17 protein-coding genes are annotated in these 18,441 nt (G+C 70.5%); 10 read left to right on the top strand and 7 right to left on the bottom strand.

The window, feature by feature from the left end:
- Positions 1-116: 116 nt before the first annotated feature.
- Positions 117-1,610, top strand: coding sequence for a DUF1349 domain-containing protein (locus RUR_RS16885; RefSeq protein WP_283136022.1), 1,494 nt, complete (start codon positions 117-119; stop codon positions 1,608-1,610).
- Positions 1,611-1,889: 279 nt separating this feature from the next.
- Here the strand turns inward: RUR_RS16885 and RUR_RS16880 are convergent, their stop codons facing one another.
- Positions 1,890-4,946, bottom strand: a complete 3,057-nt coding sequence (locus tag RUR_RS16880) for a cytochrome P450 (RefSeq protein ID WP_283136021.1) — start codon at positions 4,944-4,946, stop codon at positions 1,890-1,892.
- A 76-nt stretch (positions 4,947-5,022) separates the two neighbouring features.
- Between RUR_RS16880 and RUR_RS16875 the strand changes: the two genes are divergently transcribed.
- The 6 genes from RUR_RS16875 to RUR_RS16850 all read left to right on the top strand — a co-directional run bounded on the left by RUR_RS16875 (position 5,023) and on the right by RUR_RS16850 (position 9,535).
- The gene (locus RUR_RS16875; protein WP_283136020.1) at positions 5,023-5,622 is read left to right on the top strand and encodes a TetR/AcrR family transcriptional regulator; all 600 of its coding nucleotides are present in this window, start codon (positions 5,023-5,025) and stop codon (positions 5,620-5,622) included.
- A 261-nt stretch (positions 5,623-5,883) separates the two neighbouring features.
- Positions 5,884-6,222, top strand: coding sequence for an ArsR/SmtB family transcription factor (locus RUR_RS16870; protein WP_283136019.1), 339 nt, complete (start codon positions 5,884-5,886; stop codon positions 6,220-6,222).
- A 12-nt stretch (positions 6,223-6,234) separates the two neighbouring features.
- Positions 6,235-7,473, top strand: coding sequence for a GNAT family N-acetyltransferase (locus tag RUR_RS16865; RefSeq protein ID WP_283136018.1), 1,239 nt, complete (start codon positions 6,235-6,237; stop codon positions 7,471-7,473).
- Between the two features lie 225 nt (positions 7,474-7,698).
- A complete protein-coding gene (locus RUR_RS16860; protein ID WP_283136017.1) occupies positions 7,699-8,040 on the top strand; it encodes an ArsR/SmtB family transcription factor in 342 nt (113 codons plus the stop codon).
- Between the two features lie 15 nt (positions 8,041-8,055).
- Positions 8,056-9,141 carry an ACR3 family arsenite efflux transporter gene (arsB, locus tag RUR_RS16855; protein WP_283136016.1) on the top strand — a complete coding sequence of 362 codons (1,086 nt, stop codon included), beginning with the start codon at positions 8,056-8,058 and terminating at the stop codon, positions 9,139-9,141.
- Positions 9,131-9,535 (top strand): arsenate reductase ArsC, encoded by a 405-nt coding sequence (locus RUR_RS16850; RefSeq protein WP_283136015.1) that lies wholly within the window; start codon positions 9,131-9,133, stop codon positions 9,533-9,535. Before arsB ends, RUR_RS16850 begins: the two co-directional genes overlap by 11 nt.
- 6 nt (positions 9,536-9,541) lie before the next feature.
- Here the strand turns inward: RUR_RS16850 and RUR_RS16845 are convergent, their stop codons facing one another.
- Entirely contained in the window at positions 9,542-9,913 is a 372-nt protein-coding gene (locus RUR_RS16845; protein WP_283136014.1) for a thioredoxin family protein, read from the bottom strand.
- A gap of 89 nt (positions 9,914-10,002) precedes the next feature.
- Here RUR_RS16845 and RUR_RS16840 point away from each other — a divergent pair, with 89 nt between their 5' ends.
- Positions 10,003-10,470 carry a heavy metal-responsive transcriptional regulator gene (locus tag RUR_RS16840; protein ID WP_428847004.1) on the top strand — a complete coding sequence of 156 codons (468 nt, stop codon included), beginning with the start codon at positions 10,003-10,005 and terminating at the stop codon, positions 10,468-10,470.
- 173 nt (positions 10,471-10,643) lie between these two features.
- Here RUR_RS16840 and RUR_RS16835 read toward each other — a convergent pair whose 3' ends face one another.
- The 3 genes from RUR_RS16835 to RUR_RS16825 all read right to left on the bottom strand — a co-directional run bounded on the left by RUR_RS16835 (position 10,644) and on the right by RUR_RS16825 (position 12,934).
- Positions 10,644-11,006 carry an ArsR/SmtB family transcription factor gene (locus RUR_RS16835; protein WP_283136013.1) on the bottom strand — a complete coding sequence of 121 codons (363 nt, stop codon included), beginning with the start codon at positions 11,004-11,006 and terminating at the stop codon, positions 10,644-10,646.
- 142 nt (positions 11,007-11,148) lie between these two features.
- Positions 11,149-12,567, bottom strand: a complete 1,419-nt coding sequence (locus RUR_RS16830; RefSeq protein ID WP_283136012.1) for an FAD-dependent oxidoreductase — start codon at positions 12,565-12,567, stop codon at positions 11,149-11,151.
- Between the two features lie 187 nt (positions 12,568-12,754).
- Positions 12,755-12,934 carry a hypothetical protein gene (locus RUR_RS16825; RefSeq protein WP_283136011.1) on the bottom strand — a complete coding sequence of 60 codons (180 nt, stop codon included), beginning with the start codon at positions 12,932-12,934 and terminating at the stop codon, positions 12,755-12,757.
- Between the two features lie 75 nt (positions 12,935-13,009).
- On the opposite strand from RUR_RS16825, the gene RUR_RS16820 reads away from it, so the two are divergent.
- The gene (locus RUR_RS16820; protein WP_283136010.1) at positions 13,010-14,815 is read left to right on the top strand and encodes an alkyl/aryl-sulfatase; all 1,806 of its coding nucleotides are present in this window, start codon (positions 13,010-13,012) and stop codon (positions 14,813-14,815) included.
- Positions 14,816-14,827: 12 nt separating this feature from the next.
- On the opposite strand, the gene RUR_RS16815 is transcribed toward RUR_RS16820, so the two are convergent.
- The gene (locus tag RUR_RS16815) at positions 14,828-15,337 is read right to left on the bottom strand and encodes a DUF6114 domain-containing protein (protein WP_283136009.1); all 510 of its coding nucleotides are present in this window, start codon (positions 15,335-15,337) and stop codon (positions 14,828-14,830) included.
- Between the two features lie 44 nt (positions 15,338-15,381).
- Entirely contained in the window at positions 15,382-16,056 is a 675-nt protein-coding gene (locus RUR_RS16810) for a DUF6230 family protein (RefSeq protein WP_283136008.1), read from the bottom strand.
- Between the two features lie 609 nt (positions 16,057-16,665).
- Between RUR_RS16810 and RUR_RS16805 the strand changes: the two genes are divergently transcribed.
- Positions 16,666-18,264, top strand: a complete 1,599-nt coding sequence (locus RUR_RS16805) for a serine/threonine-protein kinase (protein ID WP_346349042.1) — start codon at positions 16,666-16,668, stop codon at positions 18,262-18,264.
- The last annotated feature ends 177 nt before the right edge of the window (positions 18,265-18,441 follow it).

Here is an 18,441-nt window from a genome sequence, read left to right as displayed (position 1 = left end):
GCGGAACCGGCCGCCGGGTCGAAGTGCCATGGCTCAACGATGCCAGACGCCCGGTTCCAGCCGGGTCGCAGCCGCCGCGACCCGGCTGGAACCGGGTGCCGCGTACAACCGTCGGCATGAGTTCATCCATATCTCACCGATCCGGCCCGCCGACCGGGCGTGATCGCTTCCCTCAGTCGCTGCGCGCGGAATGGACCAGGTTCCGCTCCGCGCGGGGCCGGCTGCTCGCCCTGGCGGCCTCCGTGCTGGTCACCGTGGCGCTCGGACTGCTGATCGCCGGGGGCGTCCGGAGCACCTGCGTGACCGGGAAGGGGGAGGGCGCCTGCCCCGCGCCTCTGCTGGGACCCGATGGCACGGCGGTGAAGGACAGGTACTACTTCGTGCACCAGCCGCTCAAGGGAAACGGCAGCATCACCGCCCGCGTGTCGGACATGACCGGGCAGATCCGGCTGCCGGACGCCGTACCGGGGGTGCGCAACGTCAAGGAGGGGGTGGTGCCGTGGGCGAAGGCGGGGCTCCTCGTCAGGCAGAGCCTCACGCAGGGCACGCCGTACGCCGCCGTCATGCTCACCGGGTATCACGGCGTGCGGATGCAGTACAACTTCACCCACGACCTGCCCGGCGGTCCTCACAACGGCCCGCAGTGGTTGCGGCTGACCAGGTCGGGCGACACCGTCACCGGCTCCGAGTCGGACGACGGCAAGACGTGGACCGAGGTCGGCACGGTCAGGCTGACCGGGTTGCCGGAGACGGTCGAGATCGGGCTGTTCGCCACCTCACCGGGCGTCCTTTGGGACATGGCGAAGGCCTTCGCCCAGACCACCGCCACCTTCGACCGGATCACGCTGCAGGGCGCGAACGGTTCGTGGCGCCGCGACGACGTCGGCGTCGGCATGCTGTCCGACGGCAAGACCCCACATCACCCGGGCGGGGTCGTCGAGTCCGGCGACAAGCTCATCGTGACCGGAAACGGGGACATCGGGCCCGCCACGGTGGAGGGCGGTGTGCGCGCCGACCTCATGCTGATCGGCGGAGGGTTGGGGCTGATTCCGGTGCTCGTGGTGGCGGTCGTGTTCTTCACGGCGGATCGACGGCGCGGGCTGACCAGGACCGACGTGGCGGCCAAGGGCGTGGTGATCGGCGCGGTCGCGTTCACGACGGGGCTGGTGACCTCGGGGGTCGTGGTCCCCGTCGGCCTGGCGATATTGCGCGCCAATGAGAACCCGATTCAGCCGATCACCCTGGGTACCGGGCTGCGGGTGATCGTCGGCTACGCGGCGCTGACCGCGGCCGCCGCCGTCCTGGCCCTGGGCCTGGCCGCGCTGGTCAAGCGGGCCGTCGTCGCCGCCGGGCTGGCCGTCGCGCTGGTCCTCGTGCCCTACCTGCTGGCGACCGCGGGCCTGGCGCCATGGCTGCTGACGTTCACCCCAGCCGCCGGGTTCGCGATCACGCAGAGCGTCCCCACGTTCGCGCATGTGGACGTGGCCCTGTCACTGCTCGGGGGCTACTACCCGCTCCCGCCCTGGGCAGGCTTGGCCGTGACCTGCGGATACGCCGCCCTCGCCCTCGGGGCGGCGACGGCCGTACACCGCAGGAAGTCGACAGGTTAGGTCCACTCCCCCACAGGTGCGGAACACGCTGGGCACGTTCGGCCACCAGCGCCCGGACCAGATCGCCCGGGCGGTTCAGCCTGGCGGTGGTGGCCGGTAAGGCGGGGCTGCCGCACGCCGGGACGGCGGAACGTCGCCGGAGGGTGATCGACCGGGCGTTCCCTGAGCGACGGTGGTGGGCGACGCCCGCTCCCACGGTGCGGGGAAGCCAGGCCGGTACGGCCTGCGGGCGCAGCCCGTACCGGAAACGTCGTCGGCGCGGGAACGGCCGGGCCGTGGTCAGGACTCCGGGCCGAACCAGACGTCCTCGATGTAGCGGCCGGAGTCCAGCAGGCCGGTCAGCCAGGCCCTGCTCTCCTCGGGGTCGCCGCCGACGGCCTCCCGGTGGATCCGGGTGAAGGCCTCCCGGACGCCGGGTGCCATGTGGCGGCCGTCGCCGCAGACGTAGACGCGGGCCCCCTCCGACAGGACCTGCCACACCTCGGCGGACTCGGCCAGCAGCCGGTCCTGGACGAAGCGGACGCCGTTGCGCGGGGCGGCGGAGTACGCGGGCCGCATGCCGACCACCCCGGCGGCCTCGGCCTCCTCCAGCTCGTCGCGGTGCAGGTAATCCACGTCCGGGTCGTCGCAGCCGAAGTAGCACAGCAGGGTCCCGCGCGCCCCGCGGTGCAGCCGATCCAGGATCACGCCGCGGAAAGGTGCCAGCCCCGTCCCCGCGCCGACCAGGATCGCCGGGACGGTCTCGTCGGAGAGCAGCCGGTAGGCCTCCGGCCCGGGCAGGACCCGGGCGTGCACCAGGTCCCCCTCCCGTACCGAGGACAGGTACGCCGAGGCCAGGCCGCCGGGCAGCGGGGACACCATCAGGTCGACCGTGCCGGGGGTGGCGAGCGCGGAGGAGGAGACCGAGTAGGTGCGGGGCCGCAGCACGGGCGCCGACTCCAGGTAGCGGGCGAACGGCAGCTCGCAGGCGCGGTACTCGGCGAGCAGGTCCAGCACGCCGCGCCCGGCGTGGTCCCCTTCGCCCAGAGCCCGCCGCTGATTGGGGCATGCGGTGTGCTCGGCCATGGCGGCGACGAGTTCGGGACCCGCCGGCTGCCGCAGGTCCAGGACCTCGGTGAGCAGCCGTCGCAGGCCGACGGGTTCGCCGACGGGCAGCCGCGTGTGGCGGGGCCCGGTGATCCGGACGCTCCGGTCCAGGTCCAGGCCGAAGCGGGCGGCGGCCTCCTCCACCAGCTCCCGGGGGTTCTCCGGGAGCACGGTGAAGTGGTCCCCGGTCCGGTAGGCGACTCCGGCGGGCAGCTCCAGGCGCAGGTGGAGTTTGGGCCGGCCGCGCGGGGCCAGGTCGCAGGCGGTGAGCACCCGCATGGGGCGCGTGCCGTAACGCTCGGTCCGCCATTCGGGGACCTCTTCGATACGGTACGGCTGCCGCTGCGGCCCGGCCGGTTCGGCGCCGCCGCCGTACTCGGCGAGCAGCGTGGTCCACAGACCGGCCGTCCAGGAGGCGACCGCGCCGGCGAAGTCGCCGGAGACGTCGGCGACGCCGCGCTCCACCAGCGGGACGGCTCCCGCGGCTCGCAGGTGCTCGTCGACGAGGGTGGGGATCCGCTGGTAGGTGGCGGCCCAGTTGCGGTCCCCGAGGCCGAGCACCGCGTGGCGGACGCCGGTCAGCGCGCCGGGTTCCAGCCCGGTCAGCCAGGTGAGGAAGGTCTCGGTGCCTTCGGGGGGTTTGCCGTTGTAGGAGGCGGTGACGATCACCACGGGTTCCCCGGCGCGCGGCAGGCCCCCGGCCGCCTCGTCGAGGGTGGTGACCGACGGGGCGAAGCCGTACCCCTCGCCCTCCGCGGCCAGTTCACCGGCGAGTGCGGCGGCGGTTCCCATGGTGGAGCCGTACAGGACGGCCATCGGCGTGCCCGGCGCGGCCTGCCCGGCGGGCACCGGGGTCCGCGCCGGGGCCTGCTGTGCGGTGGCCCGCTTCGGCGCGGGGGTGCGCCGGGCGACGCGCAGGGTGAACCCGTCGGGTTTGACGGTGAGCGTTTCCTTGATCTTGAGCTGGTAGCCGGCGTGGTCGATCAGGCGGTACCGGTGCACCAGCAGGGCGAGCACCAAGGTGGCCTCGTGCAGCGCGAACTGCCGGCCGATGCAGGCGCGCTCGCCGCTGCCGAACGCCTTGAAGGCGTGGGGCGGCCGGGACTCCTCCCGCTCGGGGGAGAACCGTTCGGGGTCGAAGAGGTCGGGGTTGTCGCCCCAAACGGGGTCGCGGTGCAGCTGCGGGATGAGCACCATCAGGGTCTCGCCTTGACGCACCGGGTACCGGCCGCCGATGACGGTGTCGGCCAGCGGCTCCACCGCGAAGGCGGGCGCGGTGGGGTGCAGCCGCAGGCTCTCCATGAGCACCTGCCGGATGTAGCGGAGTCTCCCCACGTCGGCGTGGGTGGGGTCGGGGTCGCCCCGGCCCCACAGCGCATCGGTCTCCTCTTGGGCCTTGGCGAGCGCGGCGGGGTTCTTGACCAGGTTGTACAGGGCGAAGGACAGCGCGCCGCTGGTGGTCTCGTGCCCGGCGATCAGGAAGGTGATCACCTGGTGTCGGACGTTCACGTCGTCCAGGGGGTCGGAGGAGTTCAGCATCCGGCCGAGCAGGTCTCCGGTGCCGGTGTCGCGTGAGACACGGCGGCGCTTGATCACATCGTCGACCAGGTCACCCATGACGGCCAGGTCGGCCGCGAACCGCCGGGTCCGCTTGGCGTAGAGGAAGCCGAGCCCGGGAACGAAGGAGGCCTTGGCCTGGGCGTAGGTGAGCGCCCTGACCATGGATTCGATGAAGGGGTGCGGCTCGTCGGCCTCGAAGGAGCCGAAGTCGTAGTCGAACCCGCACAGTCCGATGGTGTCCAGGGTGAGCCTGGTCATGTCGGCCGCCACGTCGACCGGGGTGTCCCCGGCCCGGTCCCAGGTGTCGAGCAGTTTCCCGGCCACCTGGAGCATCCTGGCGTGGTAGCCGCGCATGGCCCCCAGGGAGAACGCGGGGAGCAGCAGGTCGTGGGCCTTGAGCCAGTTGGGTTCGTGGTTGAAGGCGGTGAACAGGCCGTCGCCGGCGAGTTCGCGCAGGTTGACCAGGTCGTCGTGGACGTTCTTGCGGAACCTGGTCTCGTCGCAGAGCTCGGTGACCAGGTCCAGGCCGGAGACGATCGTCAGCTCCCGGCCGAAGAAGCCGAGCTTGTAGGCGGGTCCGCGTGCACGGGCCTGCCGCACGAGGTAGTCGACCTGCTGGTCCATCGGGATGCTCAGTGCCTGGCCGACCCACGGCAGGCCCGGCGGTGACGGCATCTGTGTCGTCGTCATGGTTTCGAGGCTACCTCAGAAGTTTGTCGTTCGAAAAAGTCGTTCGAAATAGTCGGTGGCCGGTATGCTGGCGCGCATGCCCCACGTCCCCGCCGCCGAGCGGCGTCCCCAGCTGATCGAGGCGGCCATCGCCCTGATGTCCCGCGAGGGGGTGGCGGCCGGCAGCACCCGCGCGGTCGCCGCCGAGCTGGGTGTGGCGCAGGCGACCGTCCACTACACCTTCGGCTCCAAACAGGAGCTGTACCGGGCGGTCATGGAGGAACTCACCCGATCCCTCGTCACCCTGGTGGAGGCGGCCGTCCCCGACGACACCGGCTTCGAGGAGACCGTGCACGCGCTGGTCGGCGCGCTCTGGGACACGGTGACGGCATATCGGGACCGGTACCTGCTCGTCTACGAACTGATCACCCACGCGCTCCGCGACCCGCGGCTCCGCGAGACCGCCGCCGACTACGCGACGAGCCTGGACGAGCCGGCCTCCCGGCTGATCTCCGACGCCGCCGCCCGCGCGGGCCTCACCCTCGCGCACCCGCCCGCGACCCTCGCCCGGCTCTTCCTGGCCGGATTCGACGGCCTGGTCCTGCGCTACCTGGCCGACGGCGACGAGTCCGTCGCCGTCGAGACGCTGCGCCGCCTCCAACAGACGACGATCGCCCTGGCGAAGGGTTCCGCGTAAGGCGCGCCCGTCGCCGACGGTCAGCCGGCGCGTACGGCGGCGGGGTGCGAGGAGAGCGGCGCCGACGGCGCTCATGCCGACCGCCGCCTTACGACGCCGGGCCCGGTCCGCGTACTCGGGCCGATGTGACGGACAACGTTGGGCACTTCCGCGGCAAGCGGTTCGCCTGATCGGCGTCGAGCCGTGATCGATGGCGGACCGTCGTCACGTCACAAGCGAAGTCTGGCGGACACATCGATAATCGACTATCGTCGATTATCGATGAAAGACTATGGGGCAAGGCCACTGGATCGGGCCGAGGCCGAAGAGTACGCGACCTGGTTCAAAGCGCTCGCGGACGCCACCCGGATCCAGATCGTGTCGCTGCTGGCCCGGCGCCGGGAGCCGATGACGGTCGGCGAGATCGTCGATGCCTCCGGGGTGGGCCAGTCGACGGTCTCCCACCATCTGAAACTCCTGGCCGAAGTCCGCTTCGTGCTGGTGGAACGCCAGGGCACCTCCAGCCTCTACCGGATCAACGAGAACTGCGTGAGCTGCTTTCCGACCGCGGCCGATGTGGTCATGGGCAAGCCCGTTCCCGAACCCCCCGTCTGTGAGTGAAGGAGCTGAGTGATGGCCGACGAGGAGATCATCCGGCGCTACTCCGGTCTGGCCCGCCGGGCCATGAACGGCGAGCCCGCCCTCGACTGCGGGCCGCGGGCCTTCGCCGAGGGCGGTTTCGGCACCGTGGGCTACGACCAGGACGACGAGGTGGCCGTCCTGCCGCAAGGTGCGCTGCTGGCCAGCCTCGGCTGCGGCAACCCGGTCGCGGTCGCCGAGCTGTGCGGCGGGGAGACGGTGCTGGACCTGGGCTCGGGCGGCGGCATCGACGTACTGCTCTCGGCCCGCCGGGTCGGCCCGTACGGCAAGGTCTACGGGCTGGACGCCAGCGCGGACATGGTCGAGCTGGCCCGCCGCAACGCCGCCCAGGACGGCGTGGCCAACGTGGAGTTCCTGCGCGGCGGCATCGAGCGGATCCCGTTACCCGGCCGGAGCGTGGACGTGGTCATCTCCAACTGCGTGATCAACCTGTCCGACGACAAGGCCGCGGTGCTGGCCGAGGCGTTCCGGGTGCTGCGCCCCGGCGGCCGGTTCGGGGTGAGCGACGTGGTCGTCGACGACACCGCAGACCCGGTACGGCAGGCCGCGGCCGAACAGCGGATCAGCTGTGCGGCCGGTGCCCTCGGCATCGAGGTCTACCGCACCCTGCTGGCGGCGGCCGGGTTCGTGAAGGTGGCCATCACGCTGACCGCCGGTCACGGCGACGGCGTGCACTCGGCCATCGTCCAGGCCGTCAAGCCCGACATCGGCCCGGGCCTGGAGATCCGCCCGATGCGCGCGGCCGACGCCGGTCAGGTGCTGGCCATCTACCAGGCCGGACTGGACACCGGGCAGGCCGGCTTCGAGACGACCGCCCCGTCCTGGGAGGGCTTGGACGCGGCCAGGCTGCCCCACCTGCGCTACGTCGCCGCCGACACCGGGACCGGCGAGGTGGTCGGCTGGATCGCGGCCTCTGCGGTGTCGAGCCGTCCGGTGTATGCGGGGGTGGTCGAGCACAGCGTCTACGTGCACCCGGGCTGCCAGGCGCACGGCATCGGCCGTGCCCTGCTGAGCGCGTTCATCGCCGCGGCCGAGGACGCCGGGGTGTGGACCGTCCAGTCGGGGATCTTCCCGGAGAACGTCGCCAGCCTGTCGCTGCACCAGGCGCTCGGCTTCCGCGTCGTGGGCACCCGCGAGCGTATCGGCCGCCACCACGGCACCTGGCGTGACGTCCTCTTCGTGGAGCGGCGAAGCGCCTCGACGGGCTGCTGAACCGGGCTTGTGCCCGGCGATCGGATGAGTGAGCGGAAACCGAGACGATCGAGCGGTTCCTGCATACCGGCGACGACCTGTTCGCCGCCGCAGTGCCCGACTTCCTGCCGTGGCGGGTCCGTACCCTGCCGGTCAACCTCAACGCCCCCGTAGCATCAGCCGGAATAGATGTATGTCAATATAGACAGGGGTCGACTTCGACAGTCATCTATGTGGGGAGGGTGTGTGGAGCTGCTGCAGATCCTGGAGTGCAGCCCGCCGCTGGCGCGCGAGCCGCTGGACGCCGAGCAGGCCGCAGGGGTGGCGCGGGTGTTCAAAGCGCTGGGTGATCCGGTACGGCTGCGCATCCTGTCGATCGTGGCCAGCCGCGAGGGCGGCGAGGTGTGCGTGTGCGACATCACCGGCGCCTTCGAGCTGTCCCAGCCGACCATCAGCCACCACCTGAAGGTCCTCAAGGACGTCGGCCTGATCACCTCGGAGCGCCGCGCGTCCTGGGTGTACTACCGGCTGGTGCCCGAGACGCTGGGCGAGCTGTCGGCGCTGCTCACCGCGCCCGCCACGGTCTGAGGCGGGGCGATTGTCATGCTCTCTCCCCACGCTGCCGCCAAGAGCCCGGCGGTAATCGCCGGGCTGTCCACGCTCGACCGGCTCCTGCCGGTGTGGATCGGCGCCGCGATGGCCGCCGGGCTGCTGCTCGGCCGACTGCTGCCCGGCCTGGACACCGCGTTGGACGCGGTGAAGATCGGTCAGATCTCGCTGCCGATCGCCCTCGGCCTGCTGCTGATGATGTATCCGGTGCTGGCCAAGGTCCGCTACGACCGGCTCGACACCGTCACCGGCGACCGCCGCCTGCTGTTGTCCTCCCTCGTGCTCAACTGGATCGTCGGACCGGCGCTGATGTTCGCGCTGGCCTGGGCGCTGCTGCCGGACCTGCCCGAGTACCGCACCGGCTTGATCATCGTCGGGTTGGCCCGCTGTATCGCCATGGTGCTCATCTGGAACGACCTGGCCTGCGGCGACCGCGAGGCCGCCGCCGTCCTGGTCGCCCTCAACTCGGTCTTCCAGGTGGTCGCGTTCGGCGCCCTGGGCTGGTTCTACCTGGAGCTGCTCCCCGGCCTGCTCGGCCTGCCCGAAGCCGCCCTGGACGTCTCGGCCTGGGATATCGCGTGGTACGTGCTCATCTTTCTCGGCATCCCGCTGGCCGCCGGATACGCCTCCCGCAAGATCGGCGAGCGTACCCGGGGCCGCGACTGGTACGAGCAGCGGTTCCTGCCGAGGATCGGGCCGATCGCCCTGTACGGGCTGCTGTTCACCATCGTCATCCTGTTCGCCCTGCAAGGGCATACCATCACCGAACGCCCCCTGGACGTGGCGCGGATCGCACTTCCGCTGCTGGCCTACTTCTTCCTCATGTGGGGCGGCTCCTTCCTCACCGGCCGGGCGATCGGCCTGCCCTACGACCGAACCACCACACTCGCCTTCACCGCCGCGGGCAACAACTTCGAACTGGCCATCGCGGTGGCGGTCGGCGTCTTCGGCGTCACCTCCGGCCAAGCCCTCGCCGGAGTGGTGGGCCCGCTCATCGAGGTGCCCGTCCTGGTCGCCCTCGTCTACGTCAGCCTCTGGGGCCGACGCCTGTTCGGCAAGGAGAGCACCCATGCCCGGTAAGCCCGGCGTGCTGTTCGTCTGCGTGCACAACGCCGGCCGCTCCCAGATGGCCGCCGGATGGCTCACCCACCTGGCCGGTGACCGTGTGGAGGTCCACTCGGCAGGGTCCTCCCCCGCCGACCGGATCAACCCGGTGGCCGCCGAGGCCATGAACGAAGTGGGCATCGACATCACCGGCGCCCAGCCCAAGGTGCTCACCGTGGACGCGGTCGAAGCCTGCGATGTCGTGATCACCATGGGCTGCGGCGACGCCTGCCCCGTCTTCCCCGGCAAACGCTACGAGGATTGGAAGCTCGACGACCCCGCAGGCCAGGACATCGAGGCGGTGCGGGAGATCCGGGACGTGATCAGGAAACGGATCGAGACACTGCTGGCGGAGCTCTTGCCCACCTGATGCTTCTCATCGCCCTCGACGATTGTCGGTTGTCGAACGAGGACTACTCGAACGGCTGAAGGAGCGGTCCGAAGAGGCATGACGCAGTGCCTCACGCAGCGCGGTCACCGAAGGAGCGCCGCCGGTCGGCCCGGTCTCATCGCGGTAGAGGCGACAGGAGACGCTTGCCGGGGTGTCCGGTGCAGCGAAGACGTCCACCCCGTTGATCAGCAGGGTCGGGGAGCCGTGCATGCCCCACCGGGCCGCGTCGCCCTCGTTGTCGATCACGTGTGTGGTGAGCCGCACCGCCGGGTGGCCGACGAGGGCTTGGGCGAGCCGCTCGTGCAAGTCCGCCTCGTGCGGGCAGTCGGGCACGGTCAGCACGGTCAGCTCCAGCATGGTCGCCTCCTGGTCGCAGGTGGTAAAGGACGCTCATCCCGGACGGTAGAGGTTCCAGCGTGCTGGAAGGTCAAGCATAGGGTGGAGGGATGCGCATCGGAGTGCTCGCCGAACAGGCCGGAGTCAGCGCCAAGACCATCCGGTTCTATGAAGAGGCAGGTCTGCTGCCTGCTCCGCCCCGCACCTCAGCCGGCTACCGTGACTATCCCGAGGGGGCCGCGACCCGGCTGCGCTTCATCCGCGATGCCCAGACCGCCGGGCTGACTCTGGCAGAGATCCGGGGCATCCTGGCAATCCGCGACAGCGGCCACGCCCCCTGCCGGCACGTCACCGACCTCATCGATGAGCACCTGGCACGGATCGATCAGCGCATGGCCGAGCTCGACCAGGCCCGCCAGGTGCTGCGCGGTCTGCGTCGCCGCGCGGACGTCACCGATCCCGCCGACTGCGCCAGTGAACAGGTGTGCAGCATCCTGGCCCGCCCGGCCGGTGATTCGCAGCCTGCGGGCGCTGACCCACGCAGCAGCGGCGAGAGGACCGCCGCACACAGCGGCTGACCGTTGGTGTCCTTCGGCCCCGGCCGCGCGATTACAACGCCGCAGGCCACGACATCCTCGACAGGTACGCGAACCGGCTCGCCCGGCTCGCGCCGACTGTGGGTTGGTGGCACGTTCGTTCAGAGGCACGCCCTCATCGGACGACGTGGCCGCAGGGCATGCTCCGGTTCCGCTCAGGCCGGAAGAAGGACGGGTGCGGCGTCGCCGAGGGGCGTGAACAGAGCGCCGAGCTTGTTCACCGCCTCGGGGATGATGCGGTAGTAGACCCAGGTGCCGCGGCGTTCGCCGTCGATCAGCCCGGCGGTGCGCAGGATCTTCAGGTGGTGGGAGATCGTGGGCGCGGTCAGGTCGAAGGCGCCGGTCAGGTCGCACACGCACGCCTCACCTCCGGCGTGGGAGCCGATCATCGACAGCAGGCGCAGCCGCACCGGGTCGGCGACCGCCTTGAGCAGCACCGCCGCCTCGGCCGCGTCGCTTTCGGAGATCGGCTCGCGGGCGATCGGGGCGCAGCACGGGACTGTCGCGGGGGCGGCCATGACACGACTCCTTGGTTCGACGTCAATCGAACTATATGCGGTGGTAGGCGACCAACGCACCGGCGGCGATCACGCATGCCGCGGCCGACATGGCGTTCCTCTTCCTCGTCTCCGGTCGTGCTGCCTGCTGCGGGTGTGGTGGTCAGCCGCAGCAGCTTCCGCCGCCCCGGCCGGGGACCGCGGCGGTGGCGCCGGCGAGCGGGGTGTCGAGCAGGCCGCCGCTGATGCCGGTGGCCAGGCCGACCCGCTGCTCCTGGGCCTCGGCCAGGTTGGAGGAGCACACCCCGGTCTCGGGCAGCTCCAGCCGCACATCCCGGGCGGCCTCCCAGTCGCCCGCGAGCGCGGCGACCACAGAGCGGACCTGCTCATACCCGGTGGCCATCAGGAAGGTCGGGGCGCGGCCGTAGGACTTGACGCCCACGGCGTAGAAACCGGGCTCGGGATGGGCCAGCTCGTCGACGCCGTGGGCGGGGACGGTGCCGCACGAGTGCCGATTGGGGTCGATAAGCGGGGCCAGAGCCCGGGTCGAGCCGAGGATCGGATCCAGGTCCAGGCGCAGTTCGCTCGCGATGGTGTGGTCGGGCCGGTAGCCGGTCGCCGCGACGACCCGGTCGACGACGATGGCCTGCTCGTGGCCGGACGCATCGCGGCTCACCACGATCGCCTGCTCGCCTGCACACCGGACGGTGTGGGTGAAGAAACCGGTCACCAGCTGGATGCGGCCGGAGTCGACGTGCGCGCGCAGGCGGGTGCCGAGCGCGCCGCGGGCCGGTAGAGCGTCGGCGTCACCGCCGCCGTAGGTGCGGGCGGCGCCGCCGGCGCGGATCGCCCACGTGATGCGGGTGTCCTCCGACAGCTGAGCCAGGGCGAGCAAGGTGGTGGCGGCCGAGTGGCCGGCTCCCACGACCAATACGTGATTGCCCTCATAGCGGTCGCGGTCGGCGCCGAGCACGTCCGGCAGGGCGTGGTCGACCAGCCCGGCCGCGACCGCCCCGGCCTCGCCGCGGGCGGGCAGACCGCTCGCGCCGAGCACGTTGGGGTTCTCGTAGGTGCCGGAGGCGTCGATGACCGCGCGGGCCCGGAGTTCTTCGCCGTCCTGCAGGCGAATGAGGAAGGGTACGGCTTCGCGGCCGTTGGTGCGGACCCGGTCGTAGCCCTCTCGGCTGACGGCGCTCACCTTCGCGCCGAGCCGTAAGCGCTCGCCGAGGAGCTTGGCCAACGGGGCGAGGTAGTCGTCGATGAGCTCGGCGCCGGTGGGCAGCCACTCGCCGTCGGGCGCGCTCCAGCCGCCGGCCTCCAGCAGGCGGCGGGCGGCGGCGTCGATGTTGTACTTCCACGGGCTGAACACCCGCACGTGCCCCCACCGGGCGACCGAGGCGGCGACCTGCTCGCCCGCCTCCAGCACCAGGAAGTCCTGGCCGCGTTCGGCCAGGTGGGCGGCGGCGGCCAGGCCGACCGGACCCGCGCCGATCACCACGACCGGCAGCGCGCCGACGTTGGGGCCGTTTACGATCCGCTCGAGTTCCAGAGCGGTGGTGGTACCGCAGCAGTTGTTGCTCATGGCAGGGCTCTCCCCAAGGTCAGAAGGCCGACGACGCAGCGAAGGGTGCACAGGGTGCCGGGCACGTTCAAGGCAACCCGACACCCTTGATTAGAAGATTGTCGAAGCAATACCCATAGTGGGCTATTGATTAGAGATACGTCAAATTAGCTGGATGTCGAACCAACGAGTGCACCGATGGTCGGCGTCAGAGGCCGACCTGGCCCGGGGCGTGGCGGGCGTGCGCGGCCAGCGGGCCCATGATGTGCGCGGCGTCGGCCGCGACCCCGCGCAGGGTGTTGGAGGCGAACGAGCGCTGGAACTCCAGTCCCAGATAGGCCGGTGGTGCGGCCGTCGGGGCTGTAGGCGGCCTCGTGGACGACGTCACTGTGCCCGCCGTGACGTGTCTCTTTCTTGGGGGTTTCCTTGACTTACCGAAGACGGCGGCGGGCAGGACGATCTCATGGCAGACCTTCCCACCCGCGATCGGGCGGACTTCGACAACGCCGAACGCGGTTTCATCGCCAAGCCGAGCGACGCCCTGATTAAGGCGTCCGACGGCAAGGTCGTCTGGGACTGCGACGCCTACGACTTCCTCGACGGCGACTGTCCCGCAACCGCGCACCCAAGCCTTTGGCGGCAGGCACAGCTGTGCGCCGTGCACGGGTTGTTCGAGGTGACCGACGGCGTCTACCAGGTACGCGGCCTCGACCTGTCCAACATGACCCTCGTCGAGGGACGGAGCGGGGTCGTCGTCATCGATCCGCTCATCTCCACCGAGTGCGCCGCCGCGGCGCTGCGGCTCTACCGGGACCACCGGGGTGAGCGCCCGGTGACCGGCCTGATCTACACCCACTCGCACGTCGACCACTTCGGCGGCGCGCGGGGAGTCGCCGACGGGACCGGCATCCCCGTCATCGCCCCGGCCCACTTCATGGAGCACGCCGTCTCGGAGAACGTCTACGCCGGCACCGCCATGAACCGCCGGGCCCTGTACATGTACGGCCAGCTCCTGCCGCGCAGCCCCGAAGGGCAGCTCGGCTGCGGGCTCGGCATGGGCACCTCAGCCGGCACCGTCTCCCTGATCCCGCCCACCGTAGACGTCACCCGCACCGGGCAGGAGGAGACCGTCGACGGGGTGCGCGTCGTCTTCCAGCTCACCCCCGGAACCGAGGCCCCGGCGGAGATGAACTTCCTCTTCCCCGACCATCGGGCCCTGTGCATGGCCGAGAACGCCACGCACAACCTGCACAACCTGCTCACCCTGCGCGGAGCCGTCGTCCGCGACCCGCGGACCTGGGCCCGGTACCTGGATGAGGCCGTCACGCTGTTCGCCGACCACGCGGACGTGGCCTTCGCCTCCCACCACTGGCCCACCTGGGGCAGGGACGACATCGTGACCTTCCTGTCCCAGCAGCGCGACCTCTACGCCTACCTGCACGACCAGACCGTGCGCATGATGAACCTCGGCCTCACCGGCGGCGAGATCGCGGAGGCCATGCGGCTGCCGCCCGCCTTGGAGCGGGCCTGGCACACCCACGGCTACTACGGCTCGGTCAGCCACAACGTCAAGGCCGTCTACCAGCGCTACCTGGGCTGGTTCGACGGCAACCCGGCCCACCTGTGGGAACATCCGCCCGTAAAGCAGGCCAGGCGGTACGTCGAATGCCTGGGCGGCGCCTCCGCCGTACGGGCCCTCGCCGAACGCTACATCGGGGAGGGCGACCTGCGCTTCGCGGCGACCCTGCTCAACCACGCCGTGTTCGCCGACGAAGGCGACTCCGCGGCCAGAGGGCTCCTGGCCCGGGTCTACACCCGGCTCGGACACGGCGCGGAGAACGCCACCTGGCGCAACTTCTATCTGAGCGGCGCCGACGAGCTGACCGGCGGTCCCTCGGCGGGCGCCACCGACACCGCCTCCTCGGAGGTGCTCGGCGCGCTGACCGCCGAGCAGATCTTCGACTCCCTCGCCATTCGCGTGGACGGCCCCAAAGCCTGGAACGAGCGCTTCGCCATCGACTGGCACCTCACCGACCTGGACGAGCGACACCGCACCACGATGTCCAACGGCGCCCTCATCCACCACGTCGTCCCGTCCGGCGCGGGGGCGGAGCTGACGCTGCGGCTGACCAAGCGGCGCCTGCTCGGCCTGCTCACCGGGGAAGGCGGCGTCGACGACGTCGACCACGACGGAGACCTGGGCGTGCTGCGGCGGCTCGGCTCCGTCCTCGGCGAGCCCAAGGTGGACTTCGCCATCGTCACGCCCTGACGGGCTCCCCGCTCATCCGGCCGGCTCGCGCGTCTTCGCCCCGACACCTGCCTCCCTCGACGGGGTCCCGGCCTCGGCGCACATCCGCTCCCTCGCCACAGGCCGCCGGTGGCGGCGCGCGGGTGCGGTCAATCCCCCGAGTGCGGTGAGCACGCTTCGGACGGTGGCCCGGTCGAGGCGGTTGGCGGGCGTGCCGACGGGGGTCCAGGCCATCGCCAGCACTCCGCCCAGCAGCCCCAAGGTCATGCCGATCAGGAATCCGCCCAGGTTCGCGTAGACGAAGGACGCCATCGACAGCAGCACGCAGACCAGTCCGAGGAACACCCGCTGGCCTGGCTGCAGCCAGACGAGCACGCCGGCGACCATCATCACCAGGGCGATCAGGTAGCCCGCCCCCACCCGGCCGAACAGGATCGCCACCGGCAACGCGTCGATCGCAAACGGGATGAAGAGCAGTTCCGCCCCCGCGCCCACCATGAGCAGGCCGCCCCAGAACGGCCGTGATCGCCGCCACGATTTCATGGTCTTTCGTCCTCCTGGAGCATCACGGTCGGCCCGATTCCGCCTTAGAAGCACTCGTCCTCGCCCTGCACCAGCTTGAGGCTGAGGTCGGGCAGGCTGAACGTCGCGGCGGTGACGGCCCACGCGCTCAGCCTGACGTCGCGGAGCACGACCGCTCTGGCCTGGGAACCGAAGGCCCCGGCCGGGCCCCTGACGCCGGGGACCTCGTCCAGGGTGCTCGCGTCCCGGCCCTCCTGCAGGCCGCGCAGAAAGGCCGCGGCCCGCGCCGCCGCCACGTCGATCACCAGGTTCTCCGCCGTCACCTCGTTGCCGTCCCGGCCGCCGGTGATCCTGAGCGTCACCGTGCCCACAGGGGTCCGCACGAGCACGCTCTGGCACAGATCGGTGATCTCGGCTCGCCGTATTCCGGTCACGATGACCGGGATGACCTGACCCTTCTTGGTCCGCACCACACCGGGGGCCAGGCTGATGCCCCGCCCGCGCAGCTCCCCGCTGAACAGCTTGAACGTGTGGCCGGAGACCACGAATGAGGCGCCGATGACGCCTTGGGCCGTGGCGCCGACCAACGCCGAGGTCATCGCCACGACGGGAGCCGCGATCACGGCGAAGCGCTTCCACCGCACGCGACCCTGCTCGGCCATGAGTCCCCCTGCGTCGCTCCGCTCCCCGACGTGCCGGCGTTCCGTGCGGAAACGACCGGTCGGCCCTTTGTCGAGCATGGGTGGACTTCGCGGCGTTTGTCGACGCACGCGCCGGTCGGCATGGCAATCATGGTCTGCGGCTGGACATTCTTGCCTTCGACCGGAAAGACGGTTCCATATGGATCGACCCGGCGGCGGCCCGTACGACCCCGGGAGTCGTACGGGCCGCCGCCACGTCCCGGGCTATCCGCCCCGGCAGCTCAGGTACATGGAGTAGGCGATTTCCGGGCTTTTGGTGATCTTGTACCAGAAGTCGTAGAGCGCGTAGGCCCCTGAGCAGCAACCAATCGGTCAGTGGCGGTGGCGGGCCCACGTCAGCGGACCGATGGTCTTGTTGGGTTCTTGACCTCTTCTCGCAGGTCAGAGCGAGATGATTTTTTCAGGCAAGTAAGGCACGTTGCATGACGCAACGAGGGGCGCCCGGTAGTCGGGCCCAGCCCATCGTGAAAATGAGTCGCCCCGCGATAACCTGCTCAGGCAGGGAGTTTCGGGGCTGCTTCCCATCGTTGGTGATGCTTCGTTCAGCATGGCCAAGTCGCTGGTCCCGCTCCGCCGTCGGGGACGCGCCGGAGACGGAAGCTGATCCGGATCAGGTGGCCGTCTTGGCGAACAGCCCTGCCGTTTTGCGTGTTTCCGGGTAACGCGCATGTCGTTTTCGCGGCCGTGTCACGATGCCCATCGCACCGGTTCGCCGGCGGAAAGGACAGAGATGTTCGAAACGGGGGAGGCGTAGCAGTGCGAGACCAACTCCTCGGGGGCCGTTACAGGTTGGTGCGACAGCTCGGCGAGGGCGGAATGGGACAGGTATGGGAGGCGCGGGACGAGACGCTGGGCCGTTCCGTCGCGGTCAAGTTGATCTCCATGCTTGCGGGTGGCGGGAACCACGGCGACGATGCACGCACCAGGTTCCTGCGCGAGGCTCGGATCACCGCCCAGCTGCAGCATTCCAACATCGTGACCATCCACGACTTCGGCGAAACCGGCACCGGGGACAACAGGGTCCCGTTTCTGGTGATGGAGCTGGTGCGGGGTGAGGGGGTGGACGCCAAGCTGCGCCGAGGCGCCGTCACCTTGCCGGACGCGGCTCGATGGGGCGCGCAGATATCTGACGCACTTGCTGAGGCGCACGACGCCGGAATCATGCACCGGGACATCAAGCCGTCCAACATCTTCATTACGCCTTGCGGCAATGTGAAGGTCCTCGATTTCGGAATCGCGCGGGCAGCCAGCCCCAATGCGACCATAGACCAAATCACCCAGACCGGCTTCATCGTGGGCACAGCCGCGTACATGGCCCCCGAACAAGCACGCGGCTTCCCCGAACCGCGCAGCGACCTGTACGCGCTCGGCTGCCTTCTCTTCGAGTTGATCACAGGCCGGTTACCCTTCCAAGCCCCCGATATCGTGGGCTACCTCTCGGCGCACCTCACCCAGCAACCGCCCGCCCCCAGTTCGGTGCGGGCGGGCATCCCGTCCCCCTGGGACAACCTCGTGCTCACCCTGCTGCGCAAGAACCCCAGCCAGCGGCACCCGAACGCCGCCAACCTGGCCCAGGCACTACGACAACTTGACCACATACCCAGGCCCGAATCCCCAGACGGCCGCACCCGACCCCTCACAGTGCCGGGCACGACCCCGTACCCGCCCGCAGTCTCCGCGCCCCGGCCGCGCTCTCCCAAATCCTGGGACCTAGCCTCCACCGACGAGACACCGTTCACCGTGGACGCCCTGCTGCCGCAGCGGTTCACCAACGACATGAGCATCGAGTTCGCGCGAATCGCCGAGGACACCCGCCTCTCCCGTGAAGCGGGCCCCAGCGACCTGGCCAAGGAACTCACGCGCCGTGACTGTACCGAAGTGGTCGTCGGTGTCTACGCGGAGCAGCCCGGTCCCCACGCCACGGCCGAGAACCCCGTCTACGTCTCCGTTCAGGTCTTCGCGTTCCCCGACGCGGCGACGGCCCGGGACGCGCACAAATACCTGGGCGGGGACGTGCGCTGGCGCCTCACCATCTGGAGCGCCCGCGACGGGGGCGGCCTCGCCCCCTGTCCCGACAAGGTCCACCGCAGCTACCGATGGCGGTACAACTGGGTCTTCCACCGTTACGTGACCGTGACGCTGGCCTACCGCGCCGACCTCACCAACGACGGCTCCATCCAGCCCTGGCTCGCTGCGGCCGCCCGCCGGGCCGCAGTCTCCGCCGGGCCGCAGAACCACCACGGCTAGGTGTTGCATCGCCGCGGTCCGATACAGGCGCCACCCGGCTGCGTGAAGGCGGCCCCGACGTTGCCCAGGTCCAGGCCTTGCTCGGTCACGCCTCCCTCGACACCTCGGCCCGGTACTTCCGGGCGGGCACTGCCGAGCAGGCGGCCGTCGTCGACCGCGTCTTCACATAGAGCGGCT

The sequence above is a fragment of the Rhizohabitans arisaemae genome (genome assembly GCF_025996515.1).
Lineage (GTDB): Bacteria > Actinomycetota > Actinomycetes > Streptosporangiales > Streptosporangiaceae > Rhizohabitans > Rhizohabitans arisaemae.
Note: the sequence above shows the minus strand (reverse complement) of the source record. Positions and strands in the feature narration are given on the sequence as shown.